At 30.3% G+C, this 17,831-nt stretch carries 13 protein-coding genes; 9 read left to right on the forward strand and 4 right to left on the reverse strand.

What is annotated here, in order from left to right:
• Positions 1 to 28 precede the first annotated feature (28 nt).
• From V9L04_RS12565 to V9L04_RS12575, 3 genes are all read left to right on the forward strand, one after another.
• Positions 29 to 1,585 carry a hypothetical protein gene (locus V9L04_RS12565; RefSeq protein ID WP_338790159.1) on the forward strand — a complete coding sequence of 519 codons (1,557 nt, stop codon included), beginning with the start codon at positions 29 to 31 and terminating at the stop codon, positions 1,583 to 1,585.
• 99 nt (positions 1,586 to 1,684) lie between these two features.
• Positions 1,685 to 3,244, forward strand: coding sequence for an aldehyde dehydrogenase family protein (locus V9L04_RS12570; RefSeq protein ID WP_338790160.1), 1,560 nt, complete (start codon positions 1,685 to 1,687; stop codon positions 3,242 to 3,244).
• 339 nt (positions 3,245 to 3,583) lie between these two features.
• Positions 3,584 to 4,717 carry a Fic/DOC family N-terminal domain-containing protein gene (locus tag V9L04_RS12575; protein WP_338790161.1) on the forward strand — a complete coding sequence of 378 codons (1,134 nt, stop codon included), beginning with the start codon at positions 3,584 to 3,586 and terminating at the stop codon, positions 4,715 to 4,717.
• Positions 4,718 to 4,956: 239 nt separating this feature from the next.
• On the opposite strand, the gene V9L04_RS12580 is transcribed toward V9L04_RS12575, so the two are convergent.
• Positions 4,957 to 5,307: a translation initiation factor gene (locus tag V9L04_RS12580; protein ID WP_338790162.1), complete on the reverse strand. Its 351-nt coding sequence runs from the start codon at positions 5,305 to 5,307 to the stop codon at positions 4,957 to 4,959.
• A 132-nt stretch (positions 5,308 to 5,439) separates the two neighbouring features.
• Between V9L04_RS12580 and V9L04_RS12585 the strand changes: the two genes are divergently transcribed.
• The 5 genes from V9L04_RS12585 (at position 5,440) to V9L04_RS12605 (ending at position 11,897) form a co-directional block, all read left to right on the forward strand.
• Positions 5,440 to 6,531, forward strand: a complete 1,092-nt coding sequence (locus tag V9L04_RS12585; RefSeq protein WP_338790163.1) for a transposase — start codon at positions 5,440 to 5,442, stop codon at positions 6,529 to 6,531.
• A 438-nt stretch (positions 6,532 to 6,969) separates the two neighbouring features.
• The gene (locus tag V9L04_RS12590) at positions 6,970 to 7,545 is read left to right on the forward strand and encodes a YceI family protein (RefSeq protein ID WP_338790164.1); all 576 of its coding nucleotides are present in this window, start codon (positions 6,970 to 6,972) and stop codon (positions 7,543 to 7,545) included.
• A gap of 257 nt (positions 7,546 to 7,802) precedes the next feature.
• Entirely contained in the window at positions 7,803 to 8,297 is a 495-nt protein-coding gene (locus V9L04_RS12595; protein WP_338790165.1) for a DinB family protein, read from the forward strand.
• Positions 8,298 to 8,407: 110 nt separating this feature from the next.
• The gene (locus tag V9L04_RS12600) at positions 8,408 to 9,511 is read left to right on the forward strand and encodes a hypothetical protein (protein ID WP_338790166.1); all 1,104 of its coding nucleotides are present in this window, start codon (positions 8,408 to 8,410) and stop codon (positions 9,509 to 9,511) included.
• Between the two features lie 211 nt (positions 9,512 to 9,722).
• Complete coding sequence (locus V9L04_RS12605) at positions 9,723 to 11,897, forward strand: TonB-dependent receptor (RefSeq protein ID WP_338790167.1); 2,175 nt, start codon at positions 9,723 to 9,725, stop codon at positions 11,895 to 11,897.
• Between the two features lie 45 nt (positions 11,898 to 11,942).
• On the opposite strand, the gene V9L04_RS12610 is transcribed toward V9L04_RS12605, so the two are convergent.
• From V9L04_RS12610 to V9L04_RS12620, 3 genes are all read right to left on the reverse strand, one after another.
• Positions 11,943 to 13,364 (reverse strand): Hpt domain-containing protein, encoded by a 1,422-nt coding sequence (locus V9L04_RS12610; protein WP_338790168.1) that lies wholly within the window; start codon positions 13,362 to 13,364, stop codon positions 11,943 to 11,945.
• A gap of 67 nt (positions 13,365 to 13,431) precedes the next feature.
• A complete protein-coding gene (locus tag V9L04_RS12615; RefSeq protein ID WP_338790169.1) occupies positions 13,432 to 14,472 on the reverse strand; it encodes a DUF4178 domain-containing protein in 1,041 nt (346 codons plus the stop codon).
• A 178-nt stretch (positions 14,473 to 14,650) separates the two neighbouring features.
• Positions 14,651 to 15,469 (reverse strand): iron-sulfur cluster repair di-iron protein, encoded by an 819-nt coding sequence (locus V9L04_RS12620; RefSeq protein ID WP_338790170.1) that lies wholly within the window; start codon positions 15,467 to 15,469, stop codon positions 14,651 to 14,653.
• A gap of 587 nt (positions 15,470 to 16,056) precedes the next feature.
• On the opposite strand from V9L04_RS12620, the gene V9L04_RS12625 reads away from it, so the two are divergent.
• On the forward strand, positions 16,057 to 17,544 hold the full coding sequence (locus tag V9L04_RS12625; RefSeq protein ID WP_338790171.1) for a M23 family metallopeptidase: 1,488 nt from the start codon (positions 16,057 to 16,059) through the stop codon (positions 17,542 to 17,544).
• The last annotated feature ends 287 nt before the right edge of the window (positions 17,545 to 17,831 follow it).

The following is a 17,831-nucleotide window of genomic DNA, read 5'->3' on the forward strand; positions in this document are numbered from 1 at the left end:
ACATTCTTTTTAGGATAATCTTCTACTAATGAAATCTACTTTTTACAGAAATTACGAAACGTACAAAAATCTATACTTCCTACTTTCTATTCTTTTAATCAGCTTACTAAGTTCATTTTTAAGAGGTTATGCGCTTTTTCAAACCGATTTTGCAAACGGTTGGGATGGTTATTTTTATTTGGTACAAATGCAGTCTTTAGCCGAAACAGGAAATGCACATACAAATGATCCTTCTATTATTTATTGGTATTTGACAGGATTTTATTTTTTATTTCAAGATTATGTGGTGGCTTATAAAGTTGGAATTTCTGTGTTGGTAGGAGTTTTTACATTTTTAGTTATTGTTTTGATTCAAAAATATTCTACTAAAAAAATGGCTCTTTTTGTAGGAATTATGATTTTATGTAGTCCTCATCTGACCTATTTTGTATCTCAATATCCTAAAAATCTGTTGGGAATTATTAGTTTGATTTTGTTTTGGCTAGTTTTTCCTAAAGAATTTTCATCAAAACACAGAAATCTAATTTATCAAATTATACTTTTAGTATTTGTTCTGATTCTCAATTATTTCTCTCACAAACTCACTTTCTTTATTACTTTTCTTTGGTTTGGAGTCTTTTTTTTAGCTAAAATCAATCAAATCAAACTCATTTTTATAGGAATTTTGATTTTAATTGTAATAAGTTTTTTAAAAATAGATTTGACAGAATATTGGTCGCAATGGCGAAGAATACACGATGCTTTGGGTGGATTTTCATTTGTGCCATATAAGTTTTGGGAGAGTTTTGGAAATGAACGAATTTCTGTTTTTTGGAGAATAGAAATTATAATTTCAATTTTTGTAGTGCTTTTTTGTTTAGTTACACTTCTTTTTGATAGAAATAAAATAACTCTATTTCACAAAGTAACTGCAATTATACTTTCATTACTTCTTTTGCCTGTCTTGAAATGGGATTTGGAAGGAGTTAGTTTTAGATTGTTTATGCTTTTTGGTGTTTTGTGGGTGGTTTTGATTCCTGTTTTGGTAGAACAGGCATCTTGCCTGTTCAGTAAATTAAACTACAATATTATTTTTTTACACAGACTGGAAGTCTGTGCTACTTTATTTTTAATTATCCTCTCTTTTTTCTCTTCACAATCTTACAAACCAACTCTTCACGAACCAACAAATCAAACCTATAAAGTTATAACAGATAATTTTGAAAAACAAAGTTATGGATTAGAGTCAAAAGTCAAATTGTTGATTTTACACAAATCGTTTGCTGAATATTTTACTTTCAGAACTAAAATTGATGCATTACCTTGGCTTCCAGAGCCTACATTAAAAGAGGAGATTTCAGAAGGAAGTCTGTATCGTTTGGCTACGCACATCAGAAAAGAAGAATTTGAGTATTATCTAAAGGATACTGAAAAAGTAAAACGTTTGGGTTTGAATTATTTTTTGCTCAAAGAAATAGATTATCAAAGAATGCTTTTATCTGTCAAAAATGAAAATGATACAGTATTGATAGAACGAATGACCAATCATAATTATAATCCTTCTCGTGTTCGTCCTTTGTTTTTATTGGAACAAAAAGAAAAATAAAATCTCAAACCTTCCTCAAATTTCTAAATCAAAAATGGTTTTTGTTTCTTTGTAAAAAATTAGAATAAACTACACATTCAAAACCAATAGAGAAACACTATGGCAACAATGACAGAAACATCTTCGATACAAAATGTATTGAACGAATTAGGAATAAAAGAACACAATGCTTGTTATTCAACAGGCTTAAATTGGGCTTCTACTGGCTCAAGAGAAACTAGAAAAATATATTCTCCTGCTGACGGAAAACTTATCGCTTCAGTTGATATGGCAACAAAAGAAGATTATGATACAGTAATCAAAACGGCACAAGAAGGATTCAAAAAATGGCGTACACTTCCAGCTCCTGCTCGTGGTGAAATTGTTCGTCAAATAGGAGAGGCTCTTCGTAAGCACAAAGATAATTTAGGCAAATTGGTAAGTTATGAAATGGGTAAAATCTATCAAGAAGGCTTGGGCGAAGTTCAAGAAATGATTGATATTTGTGATTTTGCTGTCGGGCTTTCTCGCCAACTTCACGGCTTTACAATGCACTCTGAACGTCCGAAACACCGTATGTATGACCAATATCACCCACTTGGTGTAGTTGGAATTATTTCAGCATTCAATTTTCCTGTTGCTGTTTGGGCTTGGAATTCGATGTTGGCAGCTACTTGTGGCGATGCTTCAGTTTGGAAACCATCTGAAAAAACTCCATTTACAGCTCTTGCTTGTCAGAATATCATTACAGATGTTTTGAAAGCGAATGATGTTCCAGAAGGAATTTTCTCTGTAATTATTGGTGATGCAACTATCGGAAAAGCAATGGCAGAAGATGAGCGTGTACCTTTGGTTTCGGCAACAGGTTCTACTCGTATGGGTAAATCAGTTGGCGCAGCAGTAGGACAGCGTTTGGGTCGTTCTTTATTGGAATTAGGTGGAAACAATGCAATTATTGTTACTCCAGAAGCTGATTTGGAAATGGCAATTCGTGCTATTATTTTTGGTTCTGTTGGAACGTGTGGACAGCGTTGTACATCTACTCGTCGTTTGATTTTGCATGATTCTGTTTATGATACAATCAAAGAACGTTTAGTTAATGCGTATGCAAAACTTCCTATCGGAAATCCATTAGAACAAGGAACTTTAGTAGGACCACTTATCGACAAAGATGCCGTTAAAGGTTTTGAAAATGCTCTTAAAGAAGTTCAAGCAGAAGGTGGAAAACTTATCTGTGGTGGTGAAGTTTTAGAAGGCGAAAAATATTCTTCTGGAACGTATGTAACTCCTGCCATCGTAGAAGCCAAAAATGAATACAAAATGGTACAAGAAGAAACGTTTGCACCAATTTTATATTTATTGAAATATTCAGGCGATGTAGAAAATGCAGTTGCTATGCAAAATGATGTTCGTCAAGGACTTTCTTCTTCTATCTTTACTAAAAATATGTTAGAAGCAGAAGGATTTTTAGCGCATTGGGGTTCTGATTGTGGAATTGCAAACGTAAATATCGGAACATCAGGTGCAGAAATTGGTGGTGCTTTCGGTGGTGAAAAAGATACTGGTGGAGGACGTGAGTCAGGTTCTGATGCTTGGAAAGTATATATGCGTCGCCAAACAAATACAATCAATTATGGAACAGAACTTCCTTTAGCTCAAGGAATTAAATTTGATATATAAAGTATAAATAATGTCGTCGGTGGGGACACCAGCAAAGTTTTTTCCAAACCTATAAGGATTTCAGAATCCTTATAGGTTTTTTGTTTTGAGGTTAAATAGGAAGCAAACATTAAAAAAGCGATATTTTAATGTTTGCTCATTTAAGCGCATCATTTTTAATGTCATAATACTAACCATACCTTAAAAAAACAATTTTTTGATGTATACTCTCTCAATTACATCAACTTTGACGTAAAATACTGACCAAACATTAAAATATTGCTTTTTTAATGTTTACTTCAAAAAAAAACGTACCTTTGAGGTAAATATTTTACCAAACATTAAAAATCAGTTATTTTAATGCCAGAATTACTTTATTCTATAAACCCAGATAGAAATATACCTTGGAATGATTTACCACCATTACCAATTAAAGAGGAATTGTACAAAACTATCGAAATTCTTGAAAAGTTAGGAAATGCTAAAGCTGCTCTAGCAAGACTTCACGGAAGAAGTGCTGTTATACCTAATCAGGGCTTGCTTATCAATACGATAAGTTTGCAAGAGGCAAAAACTTCTACTGCTATTGAAAATATTTTTACTACTGATGATGAATTATATAAAGCATATAGTGAAAAAAATAGCGAATCAAATACCAAATCAGCACCTAAAGAAGTATTGAGATATAGAGAAGCTCTATGGTCTGGATATAATTATTTACAAAAAGAAAATTTATTTACACGAAAGTATTTTATTCAAGTGTATCAACAAATAAAACAGACTACAGATGAAATAAGATTACCTTTTTCAAATACAGTAATCAAACAAGGAGGAACTGGTGCAAATGCTGGTAAGGTAGTTTACACTCCTCCTCGTGGAAAAGGAGTAATTGAGAGTAAATTAGACAATTTGATTGATTTTGTTAATGATGATGAAAAATATAAAATAGACCACTTATTAAAAATGGCTATAGCTCATTTTCAGTTTGAAGCAATTCATCCATTTACTGATGGAAATGGTAGAACAGGACGAATTTTTAATATTCACTACTTAACTAATAAGGGTTTACTTGACTTCCCTATATTATATTTAAGTAAATATATTCTTGCACACAAAGACGATTATTATGAAAATATAATGGGTGTTTCACAGCGAGGGAATTGGAAAAACTGGCTACTTTTTATGTTGAAGGCAATAGAAGTAACTTCAAATAATACTTTTGATATGATAAATGATATTGTACTATCTAAAAATTCGATTTTAGAGTATATAAGTAGCGAGGGCAAGTTTAAAGATGTAGAAAAACTTTCAGAATTTCTATTTATGCAACCCTTTATTAAGGTATCACATTTGGTAGGTGGGGGACTCTATGCTGAAGGTACTGCAAGAAAATACCTAAATACCTTATCAGATTTACGAGTATTAGAAAAGAAAAACATAGGAGGTAAACAGTATTATCTAAACAATGAATTATATAGAATTTTGTCTAAATAGATTTGACGCTTGCTAAGATCGGATTACTGACTGTTATCAACGTCTTTTTGAAATCGCATTTTTAAACCTATAAGGATTAGCTTTGCTCTTGTCAGTTCTGAAATCCTTATAGGTTTTTTGTTTAGAGCATTTTACACTTTCTGACTTTATATTTTGAGGTCAAATAGCAGGCAAACATTAAAATATCTATATTTTAATGTTTGGGCTGTTTTTTACATCAATTTTAAGGTTGAAATAATTTACATTCCTTTAAATCCTTTCTCTTTAAGAAAATTTTTTACTTTGTCTAATAGTTCGCCTTGAATTATTATTTCTCCATCTTTTGCAGAACCACCCACGCCACAATGATTTTTGAGTTGTTTGGCTAATTCTTTTAAATCTTCTTCTTTTCCTTCAAAATTTTCTATCAAAACAACCGTTTTACCTTTTCGTCTTTTACGGTCTAGACTTACTTTTAGTCTTTGCTCTTCGTTTGGAAGTGTTTCTATTTCCTCTTGTTCTTGAAATTCAAAATCTGGATTTGTGGAAAATACCATTCCACCACCACTTCCATCTGTTGAAATTCTTTTTTTCTTTTTATCTCTTGCCATAATTATTGATTTTGAATTTATGTTTTATCTAGCAAAAATTACAGTACTGGACATGAGTTAAATTTTTGACAAAGAAAGGACAGAAAGAGTTAATTTAGAAGTGTGAAAACCAAAAAGCTCTATTCCGTCCTGTTGAACAAATATACAAAGGAATTTTCAGATATTCCTATTCATCATGTTCATACTACTTTGTTGCTTATTAGCTGTATTCTGATAAAAGAAACAGTTAATTTAAACAAGTTAAAAAACCAAGTAGGTATTTTTTTAAATTCTCCTACTGTTCAAATTAATTCTCATTATAAGCGTCTTACTCGCTATTTTTTGGATGTTTATGTCCAAAAAACACTTTGGAAGTTGATTTTAGTTTTTAGTATAGGTTCTTTTTTAAATAGGAAGAAGGTAAAAAAAGAAATTTTCTATCTAGCTATGGATGGTAGTGTTTGGCAGTTAGGCGAATATACGTATCACGTTTTGGTATTAAGTGTTATTTATAGAAAAATGGCTATTCCTATTTTTTGGATAAATTTAGAACGAAAAGGCAGTTCTACTTTGGCTCATCGTAAAAGTTTATTAGCATCAGCTTTACTGTTATATCCTTTTTTGAAAAGATTTACAATTTTAGCTGATAGAGAATACAAAGGTAGAGTTTGGTTTAGGTATTTAGAAGAACAAGGATATACTTATATTATTCGGCTTTGTAAAGGAGATTATCAATTAGAGGTTAAAAAGTACCACAGTTTGCTTAAAAAAGCTAAATTAGGCAAATTAGTAAGTCAAGAATTTGAAACTGACTTTGCAAAAAAACTAAAAATAGTTATTTCTTATAATGGGCAAGCAGCAAAAGAAAGTGAAAAATTTGTCATTTTATTAACCAACAAATATCGTTTAACAAAAGAAAAGATTAGTGCTATCTATTATTTAAGATGGAAAATAGAGTGTTTATTTAAACATTTGAAAACAAATGGATTTCATTTAGAGGAGGTAGGAATGGTAAATCCAAGAAAAATTCGTGTTTTAATGGCATTAGTAATTGCATCTTTTTTACTCTGTATCTTAGAAGGAGTAAAAACAAAACAGAGAGTAAAAAAAGACAATGAATCTTTTTATGAATCTGTATTTAGAATGGGGTACGGAAAAGTAGTATTTTACGCTACTTCCATAGACCAAATAATAAAAAAAATAGTTCAATTATCGAAAAACTACAAAATTCAAAATACAACCTAAATTAAACCATGTCCAGTACTGTAAGCAAAAATAGTAGATTTAAAGTTACTAAGACCAATTTATCATTTTTATTAAAAAAAGCCAATTTTACAACTTTAAAAAGATAATTCATAGTAACTAGCGTTACTTAACGATTAAACAAGAAAGTATAAATAAAGACATAAGATATATCTCAATCTTTGTGGTTTCTCAGAGTTTTGAACGATTATATAAATTTGATTGGCAAGTGATTTTTATTAAAACAAAACTATCTTTTAAGAGTTTTTGTAAAAAAATAAAGTCAAAATTGTGTTTTTAGGTACAGTAATGGTAAATTACTTTATCAGACAATAATAAAAGGGGAAAATCAAAAGCATATAAATTTTGTTTTTGAGTATAATTAGATAATTCAAAACAATACTTTTAATCATTTTTTTTTAGCTTAATTCAGTTTACATTATGAAAAATAATATTTTATTTCTTCCTCTTATCCTCCTTTTTATGTTCGGATTTACATTTTCAAACTCTTCTACTATTGAAGAAACTATCAATACTACAAATAAAGTAAATCAGACAATTGTTTCCTCTATTACTTTCAAAATCAAAAATGCAGGAATTGGCGTTGATGGAAGTTTTAAAGGTTTTCAAGGAACAGTTGACTTTAACCCTGACAATCTTGAAGCGAGTAAATTTGATGTGAGTGTTGATGCAAAAACCATTGATACAGATAATGGAACACGAGATAACCACTTGAGAGAAGAAGAATATTTTGGTGTAGAAAAACATCCGAAAATTTCGATGAAATCAACAAAAGTAGAAAAAATAAGTGATGGAAAATACAAAGCAACATTTAATCTTACTTTAAAAGGAACAACAAAAGCAGTTTCATTTCCTTTTTCGTATAGCAAAACAAGTACAGGCTATAAACTAAATGGTTCTTTTGAAATAGATAGAAGAGATTTCAAAGTAGGAGGTTCTAGCTGGATTCTATCTGATGATGTAAAAGTATTTATTGATTTGGAAGTAAAAAACTAATTCCAATAATTAAAAACGATTACAGTATTTTGAAGTAATACTATTCGTTTTGCATACTTTTTAGTTAGATTAGTTTCTAAAATGTTATTAATTCTTATACTTTCTGTATTTTTACAGAAATATAATTACCCTTTTTAACTGATTTGATTGTAAGAATCAATTTTAAAAAGGGTTTTTCATAGTTTATAAGATGTTTAATAATTACCAAGCATTGGGGAAATAATAAAAATGACACTTTTATCTCAAAAAAATCTTTTATGAATCATTCGAATATAGCTGTTTTGAAGCAGCTCAAAGATCTTCTCAATCAACTTTCAGATAAAGAATATGCTCAACCTTTACCTATAATTTCTCAAAATACAATAGGAAAACATGTCAGACATATTTTAGAATTTTATACATGTCTGTTTACAGGAATAGAAAATAAGTCAATAGACTATGATGCACGAAAACGTAATCTTGAATTAGAAAACTATACAGAGAAGGCATTAGAAACTTCAAATCTTATTGCTGAAACACTACTAAACTTAGACAAAGATGTAGAATTAGAACTTTTTGCAACACTTCCACATCAAAGAGTAAAACTGACTTCTACTGTCGAAAGAGAACTTTTATATGTATTAGAACATACCATTCATCATTTTGCAATTATCAAAATTGCTGTCAAAAATGAATTTCCTCATGTGAAAGTGGCTGACGATTTTGGCGTGGCGTATGCAACACTTCAACATCAAGAAGTAATTAAGAATTAAAAATTACGACTTGCCAAAGAGGCGAAGCCAATTACGAATTAAATTAAAATTATTTCTACTTTTTAGTAACTAGCCGTTGTCGGTGTCTCCACTGATGACATCATTATAACATGAAAAAACCTTTATGGTGGATAAAACTGACTAATTTTGAATATTGGTCATTTTGGTTTTTCTATTTGCCTACAGTACCTTACGGTTTGTACTTGGCTTTGCGTTCGGGTTCGTTGGCATATTTTACCTCTGTCAATCCTGCTGTTCCTTTGAGTGGAATGCAAGGACAACCCAAACAAGATATTCTCAAACTTTTAGATAATAAATATCTTCCCAAGTCGCTTTATTTTAAGCATAATTCGGAATTTGAAATTGTTAAATCTGAAATAGAAAAAAAACAAATTGAACTTCCTTTTATCATAAAACCTGAAGTAGGAGAGCGTGGAAAAGGTGTAGAAAAAATAGAATCCTTTGAAGAATTAAGAGATTATTTGAAGGAATACATGCAGGAAAATGAAGCTGATTTTATTATTCAAGAATTTTTGAAAGAACCAATAGAATTAGGAGTTTTGTATTATAGATTGCCAAATAATTTGAAATGCAAAGTAAATGAGCTAAATAATAATAATCAAAATAAAGGACGTTTAAAGAAATTCAAAAATTCTGCAATTACTTCTATTGTACAAAAAGAATTTTTGACCGTAACAGGTAATGGGAAAAAAACTTTGGAAGCACTTATTGAAGACTCTGATAGAGCAAGATTTCAAAAGAAAAGATTAGAAAAAGAGTTTGCCCAAGAATGGAATATGATATTGCCAAAAGATGAAAAAATCGTTTTAGAACCTATTGGAAACCATTGCAGAGGAACAAAATTTTTGGACGGAAATAAATACATTACAGAAAAAAATTTAACTACTTTTGATGAAATAATGAAGCCATTAGAAAATTACTATTATGGAAGATTCGATATAAAAGTTTCTTCGCTAGAAGATTTTAAACAAGGAAAAGGAATTAAAATAATGGAAGTAAATGGTGTAGCTTCCGAACCAGCTCATATTTACGATCCAAAAATGCCAATTTTAAAGGCTTACAAGGATATTTTTTGGCACATGAAAATTATTCAAGTAATTAGTTGTCAGAATAAAAAAGATGGAACTCCGTATGCTTCTTTTAAGCAAATTTGGAAAATAGTGAGTGATGAGTTTAAGAAAACCTTTTTTTAATTCAATTTTATAGGTGAATTAGTCAATTATTTCACTTGTTTGCCAAAATATAATAATTAAACCTTTTTTCTTTCTTGATTTTGTGATTAATTTGCTTTGATAATTATTAGAAAAACGGAAACTTTATAAATTATTACGCTGAAAAATATACCAAATGAACTTAGTTTTAAAAATAGTTCTTTATAAAAGATGTCTAATTCTTTTTTTCATTTTGTCATTTATATTTCAAAATTCTAGTTTTGCCCAAACTACTACTCAAGATAGTTTACAAAATTTACTTTATAAATTTTCTTTAGACGAACTCACTCGTTTAGATAATCAAAATCTAGTCACAACAGCTTCTAAGAAATCTGAACGTATAGAAGATGCTCCTTCTGTAGTATCAGTAATTTATAAAAAAGATATTGAGAACTATGGAGCTACCAATATTTTGGATTTACTCAGAAGGGTTACAGGGATTTATGTGGCTGGTTCTGGATTTATTCCTGATAATATGATTGCCTTACGTGGCGATGCAACAGTACATTATAGTAGCCGAGTTTTGATTTTGCTTGATGGAAGACCAATTAGAGACAACAGTAGTGGAGGTCTGCGCATGGCTTTTAATTTAATGTATCCGATTGAGCGCATCGAACGTATTGAAATTATACATGGAGCAGGTTCGGTTTTATATGGAACAGGAGCATATTTAGGAGTAATAAACGTAATCACGAAATCAACAGGTGAAGAACCTCTAAGTGTAAATATACAAGGAGGAGGCTTTGGTAGATTGCAGACAAGTATTACAAAAGGATTTAAAAAAGAAAATTTTAAACTGTCTTTATCAGGACAAGTTATTCAAGAAAAAGGCTGGGATTTTACAGCAACAGATGGAATTCCTCAAGTCACTCGCACTATTAAAATGCAAGAAAATGGATATGGACTTAATGCACAATTAGAATACAAAAAATTCAAGATTCAAGCCTACAATGGACAAGTTACACAAAGAGCTATGTATTTTGCTGGTGCTTGGTCAGCGTTTGATATTATAAATGGAAATGATACCACTTTTAGTTATAAAGATTATAATGGAATTCATAACCTAACTTTTGCAGACGCAGGATATAAAATTGATATTTTGGAGGGGTGGTCTTTGAATGCAAACGTTACATTGAATCACAATATTTTTAGAGAAACAGCAGAAGATGCCCTTGATGATATTGCAGTTACGAGTGCTACAGACGTTTTGGGCGAAATTTTCTCTTCTGTAGATTTAGGCAAGAAAGGAAATTTTGTAGTAGGTGGACTGATTAATCAGGCTTCTGGAGAGCAAACTTTTCCTGTTAGTTTGAAGCAAGAAAAAACAGCAGAACAACCTTTTGAAGCTGTCGGTTTTGGTTCTTTTAATATCTATAATTCAAATATTGGTAAAAATCCAAATCCTCCTTTTATTATTGAACCCTACAATGAAATTTATTACTCTTTGTATGCTCAAGCTGATTATAGAATTATTCCTCAACTTAAGTTAGTAGCTGGAGGACAGTTTAATAAAGCTCCTAATGTAGATATTGATTTTGTTCCTCGCTTAGGTGTCATTGCTAATCTTTCAGAAGAGTTTACAGCAAAATTTTTATATAGTGAAGCATTTAGAAATGGTTCTGCAATAGAGCGTCTTATTCGTGTAAACTTTGTTTTTGGAAACGAAAATCTAGAACCTGAAAAAATTCGTACAACTGAACTAAATCTTTCTTTTAAAGATTTAAACAAACGTTTTTCTACTTCGCTTACTTATTATTACAATAATCAACAAAATTTGATTGTTCGTTCTCAACAAGCAGCACAAGATGAAGACCTGCCTACTTTTGAATATTATATAAATAGTGGTTCACGAAAATCACAAGGAATAGAACTTGAAATAGGTTATTCTCCTATTGAAAGACTAGAATTGACAGCATCAATAAATGTAAATGATAGTTTTGATGAGCTAAATATAAGAAGTCCGTTTTCAAATCAAGATACAGTTTATGTGGCGCAAAATATACAAGCTGTTCCACAATCAAATGCCAAAATTGGTTTTGATTATAAGTTTAGAAATGGAATTTCTATTGGTGTTTTTGATTGTTTTTGGTCAGGTGTTACTCGTGTTTCACAAAGCCCATATAGAAACACGTTATCAAAAGAACTAAATCCTCCAATACATTCTTATCATCGTTTGACAGCAAACTTGAATGTAAATGTAGGCGAACTTTTTGATGTTATTTCACTTAATAAACTCAGATTTTCTGTTTATGGAGATAATTTACTTAATCAACAAATTATGATGGTTGAACCACAAAATAATGTAAATACACTTCCTGCCTATGGTGGAAGAGCTATTTATGGAACTGTAAAGTATGTTTTTAAGTGATTTTTAGTAATTGTCTGACACTTTTAAGTGTCTGACAATTATATACTAAGACATTTCTTTCTCCAATTCTTTCAGTTTTGCTTCTACTTGCACTTTTATAACAGGAATAGCTTGTAAGACAAACTCTAGTTTATCTTTAATTTGTGCGATTGTCCAGCCGTTTTCTTGACTTGATTCTATTTCTGAAAGTGTTGTATTAAATTTTGTTAGACCTGTATAAGCTGTACATGATTTGAATTTATGAACAGTTTGACGGAGTGTGTCTAGTTCTCCATCATTAAATTCTTGTTGCAACTGTGCTGGATATTCTCTTAAATTTTTATCCAAAATTTGTAACATACTTTGAACAAGCATTGGCTCATTATCTACAATTTCATAGATTTGAGAAAGATCAATTTTTTCGTGGTAACTCATAGTATTAGTGTTGGTAAAGGATAGTAGTTGTTGCCAAATCTGAAAAGGATATAAAGGATAAATCAATAAATTTGTTTCATTGTTTATCAAATGCTGCTCTTTTTCTAAAAAAGTTGGTTCGACAAGAAGGCAGGCTGAAAATGAATCTTTTTTTGTATTATTTTTAATAAAACTCTGCTCTATAAAGATAAAATCTATTTTAGAAAAATCAAATTCCGAGTTTTGGTTTATCTCAATTTCTACAAATTTTCCTCCAGCGAGTTCTACTATATTTTTAATTAGTTTTTGATGTATAGAATTTTTTCCTAGATAAGAAATTGTTTTTTGAGCAGATAAGAAAGTCTTTATTTTTTTAGGAAAAAGACAAATACCACTTATCTTTTCGAAAGAATCAGATAGAGAAACTAGATTTTCAAAATGATTTTTATATTCCTTCTCAGAATTAGACTCAGAATTAGATTGAATAAAGTTTTGTGTAGCCGTTTTTTTGAGATTATCAGCCAACAAGTTTGTCCAATCTACTCGTAACTGTTCATTGAGTGCAGTTAATTCTTTTTGATGGTTGATTTCTAAGAGTTCAGTATCTTTGGTCAGTTGCCATTTTTCATTTAAAAACTCCACCTCTTGCAGCTTTTTATTTTCCTCTGCATTTTTCAATGATGTATAATAATCAGTTTTATCTTCTAGCAAACATTCTAAATAAGGAGTTGCATCTTTGTCTGTTTTTTTTTTGATGGTAAATAAAGCATCTACAAAAAAAGTTTCTTCTTCAAAAAGAAGTTCTAGGTTATTTATAGAAAGGCTTTTTTCTTCCTTGTTTGTGTTCTTAAATAGAAAATCAATAGCTTCTTTATGCACTCTGAATAGTGTGAAGCGTTCAAAAAAATCAATATCTTCCTTTTGATTGATTTGCCAAATGGCTTGACAGGTATTTTGAATAATTCCTTTTTTGTCTAAATAGAAAATTTGAATGCGATTCGCAACAAAAGAGAGTTTGCGAGCATTAAATTCAGAAACCAAAGATATATTTTTTGATAGGATTTCTTTAGGCACTTTTAAAAATGAAAGAGAAAAGGAATACAATAAAAAGCTAAATTCTACTTAAAGTTACAAAAAAAATCTATTCTTTTGGCAAAACATTCGAAAACTCAAATGGAGAAATCACTTCTCCTACAGTTGCTTTGTAAGTTTGCCCTTCTAGTTGTTCAATACGCATAAAAAAGGTCATTGTTTCATCAAAGTATTCCCAAATGGTGATCTTGTTTGCACTTGTTTTGGCTGTTAGTTCGTGTCGCCAACCTGTTTTTGTATTTTCTCTAAAATAATCTATCTCTTGATGATTTAGAACTGATGGAGGACGTAAATTTGTCTGAATTTCCTCTTCTAATTCCCTATCAATAGAATGAATATTTACTTTTCTAGCTAAAATAGTATGCAATTGAGTACCTTCATTTCGTATGTACAAATGCAGTGTTTCTTTTTCATTTACTAAGCGAAACTCTTTTCCACTATTTCCATTATCCCAATCGTATTGCCATTCCTGTACAGTTTCCCATGTCGTCAAATCAAAATCTACTAAGTATCCTGCTTTTATATTTATGATACTTAATCGCATTGGGTCAGCTTCTGGAGAATCTAAAATACGAGGCGCAATTGGACGTATTTTGCTAATACTGCGTTTTTCTAAGTTTATAGAATTATCTTTTCCAGTATCTTTTTTCTGTAAATCATAAGGTGTGCGAAGCATAAAACGTGAACCTTTCGCAGAAGAATAAGAAGAGGAAGAAATAGAGTCTGCTGTTGTAGGATTTTTGAGACCATAACGATACTTTACAAGCACATGACGAAGTGTTTGGTCTGCTATTTTGTTGTTATGAGCTTCTATCATAGAGGGAATCCTGAATAAATCAATAAACCACCAAATACCAAAACCACCTGCCGTAAACCAATATAAAAATTGTAAAATCCATTGATTGAGATAAGCATAATGTGTCCCAAAGACAAGCAAGTGCAAAATGTATCCTATGGAAGTCGTACGTGCATTTCGGTTATATTCTTCAAAAAATTCTCGTTGAGCTTCCTGTGGGAGTTCTGAAAGTTGAGCAGTAACAGCATAAGGAAGTTCACGAGTGAGTGAAGGTGGTAATATTAGATTTCCCATTTATTAACTTAATCTTTTTTACTTGTGATGTAATTTATATTCCTAATTTTTTAAGTTTGTTTTCATCTATCTACAACTTACGTAAAAAAAAATTAAAGGATTATAGAAAAAACCTGATTTAGGAATATTTAGTGATTAAAACTAGAAAATCTATTTTCATTGCTTAATTTTTCAATTCCTAATTAAATTTACTCTTTTCTACAATGTTTTGTTTTAATTTTAATTCTAGTTTTAGAGCTTTGGGTAGTAAAATTCTATTTTCTATATCTGCATGTATTTTCAATTCTTCTTCAAAATCTTTTAATTCTGCATATAAAACTTTTATTAAAAGAGGTGTTTTTGCTGTAATTTTATAGTTACAGGTAAGTTCTCTAATTCCTTTCATTTCATCGTCATCTTGTTGATGCTGACGTAAAAAACGTGAAATAGAATGTTCTTTCATTGGGTAAAATACTTTTGTTATTTGTATTTTTCCATAAAAAGCATTGTCTAAAAGACTAATATAATCGAAGAGCGAATCTTCTTCTTCAAAAATATGATGAATAAAATCTTCTGCAAATAAAGGAAAAGCAATTTTTAAATCTCCTATAATGGATTTATATTGATTTTCAAATCCACTACTATCACAATCACAAACCAGTTTTGACATATAAGGCAAACTACGACGCATAAAAATACGATGAGAATGCTTCAAATAATCAATAACAAGTTGTACAGGATAATGAGAGATACTTTGATATATTGCTTTTGATGAATTAGTGTTTTTACTAACTGCTAACTCTAATTGTTTTATTAAAAGTGCAGCATCAATTCCTTTTTCAGCACAACTTTGTGCTAATGTTTGATGAGCATGATTATAAAAATCTATTCCAAAATAATGAAGCACAGCAGCATACACATAGTTTTTAGAAACTAAATGGGTTATGTTTTCAGTAGGTTGGAGAGTAGTATTATTTTCTCTATTATTTTCTTTCTTACTATTATCTCTATTTTCCATAGGCTTCTTGTTATTTGAAAGAACAATTTACTAATCTACAAAAATATAGATTTTTGAGCAAACCTAAATACTTTTTTAATAGGAAGAAAAATCAAGTTGTCATGATTTAAATTTATTTTGAGAGTCTTAAAAAATTAAAATCGTAGAATAAAAAGTAGTTTATTCCTATTATAAAACAGATAAGTACAATAAAATAATTAAATGAATAAGAATATTTGGTAGTGTTTATAAAATAGTTGTAAATTGCGCATTCATTTATAAGGTAGCTAATCAAAAAATAGTTCCCTTAATAAATAAAAAATATTGAAAAGGTCTTGTTTAGAAATTTAATTTCTATTTATAGCTTTTTACGTTAGATACTATCTACTCACAAAAAAATATTCTCAAGGACTTATTAAATTGATTTTTAGACTATATAACTCAATAAATAAGTGGTATGATTACTCATAAAAAAATAGATAAGTTTTGTAGCCAAACAATAGGTTTTTCTATAAAATTTATGAAAATAGAATTTCCCTTTTAATGTATACTATTTCTATTTGATAAACTATTGATTTTTATGCCTTAAATCCCAATTATCTTCCCAAATGGACTCGAATAATTACTCAAAAAAAATATTTTATTATGCTTTACATTATAATAAAGCAATAAAATTTGTTAGTTTCTTTTTTATTCTATTCACTTTTTTAGCTCAAAAAAATAACGCTACAGCTCAAAATAACACACAAAAAGATAAAAATAATCAAAGCGATTTTCAAACTATCATTATTCCCAACTTATTAATTCTTCCTACAAACACAGAAATAGATAAAGAGAAAACGGAAAAAATAGCTTCAAAAGACAATACAAAAGATGAAAAAATAGATTCTCTAAAATTAAATGTAGCTATTTCAAAGACCGATTCTATAGATGCTTTTGGTAATTTAAAAAATAATGTAGATTCTGCATTATTTATGTCAGCTTCTGAAAATGGAAAAATCAAAAGTGATTCTGTAAAAGGAATGACTTCAAAAAAAGTAGAAAACTCAGATGTAATCAATACAACTGCACCTTCTATTGGTGGAGATAGCTATGATGATGAAAACTTTCGTCCTGCAAATGCCACACTTCTAAATCTCTCAGATACAACCATGTTACGACTCAGTACGCTTGGTGGAAGTTGGGGATACTCGCTTTTTTTAGATACACTTGCTATCAGTATGAATGCTAGAAAAAGTTTGTTCAGAGAAGACACAAGTAATTATGATAATGTCAAGATGAGTAATATTGTCATGATTTCAGAAGAGATTGCAATTGACTGTGTTTGGATTACGATGCGCCAGTATTACAAAGTTTGGGATTCAAATTCAGTAAATCCTTACGGAATTGATGCTTCTAAATTTAGAGATACTGTTCAGATAGCTCTTTATGATTCAGCAAAAAATCAGTATTGGTCTGCACCAATGGCAAGCAATAGAATAAATTCAAACTTTGGTTATCGTCGTTATCGTTGGCATCATGGAACAGATTTAGACTTGGATACAGGAGACCCTATTTATGCTGTTTTTGATGGAATAATTCGGGTAAAAAAATACGGTAGAGGATTTGGAAATCATATTGTCATACGGCACAGCAATGGACTAGAAACTGTTTACGGACACCTCAGCGCAACAGATGTAGAAGTTGGAGATTATGTAAAAGCAGGTCAGATGATTGGAAAAGGTGGAAGCACAGGACGAAGTACAGGACCTCACTTGCACTTTGAAATGCGTTATGAAGGAAATTCAATAGACCCAGCCACTATTTTTGATTTTGAAAAAAATGAAATCAAATTAAAAGATTTTGAACTAACGGCTGCCAATTTCAAACACTTAGGCGCACGTGTAAACAGCACACACACACACGAAGACGATGGAGAAGATGATGCTGACGAAACGCACAGCGTAAGAAGAGTAGTTTATCACAAAATAAAAAGTGGAGATTCGCTTTGGAAAATAAGTCGTCAGTATGGCGTTACTATTTCATCTATCTGTAAGCTTAACGGAATCAGCACACGTACAAATTTGAGATTGGGAAGACGTTTGAGAGTACGATAAAAAGTTGTAAGTGATTAGTTATAAGTGGTAAGAAATAACAAAAAAATAACCTTTCAAAAACATAGTTTTTGAAAGGTTATTTTTTTGTTTGCTGCCGTTGTTGGTGTCTCCACCATAGTCGTAAGGCTATAAATGAAATAGAGTTATTTACTCCTTTAGGAGTTGTATATTGGTAGAAAAAAGAGAAAGCTACAACCTCATTTACTCCGTAGGAGTTTCATAATGGTAACATTTCGTCTTTAAATGTCATAAATTCTACCAATATAGTTCCTACGGAACAAGGAACA

It is taken from the genome of Bernardetia sp. MNP-M8 (assembly GCF_037126285.1).
GTDB lineage: Bacteria > Bacteroidota > Bacteroidia > Cytophagales > Bernardetiaceae > Bernardetia.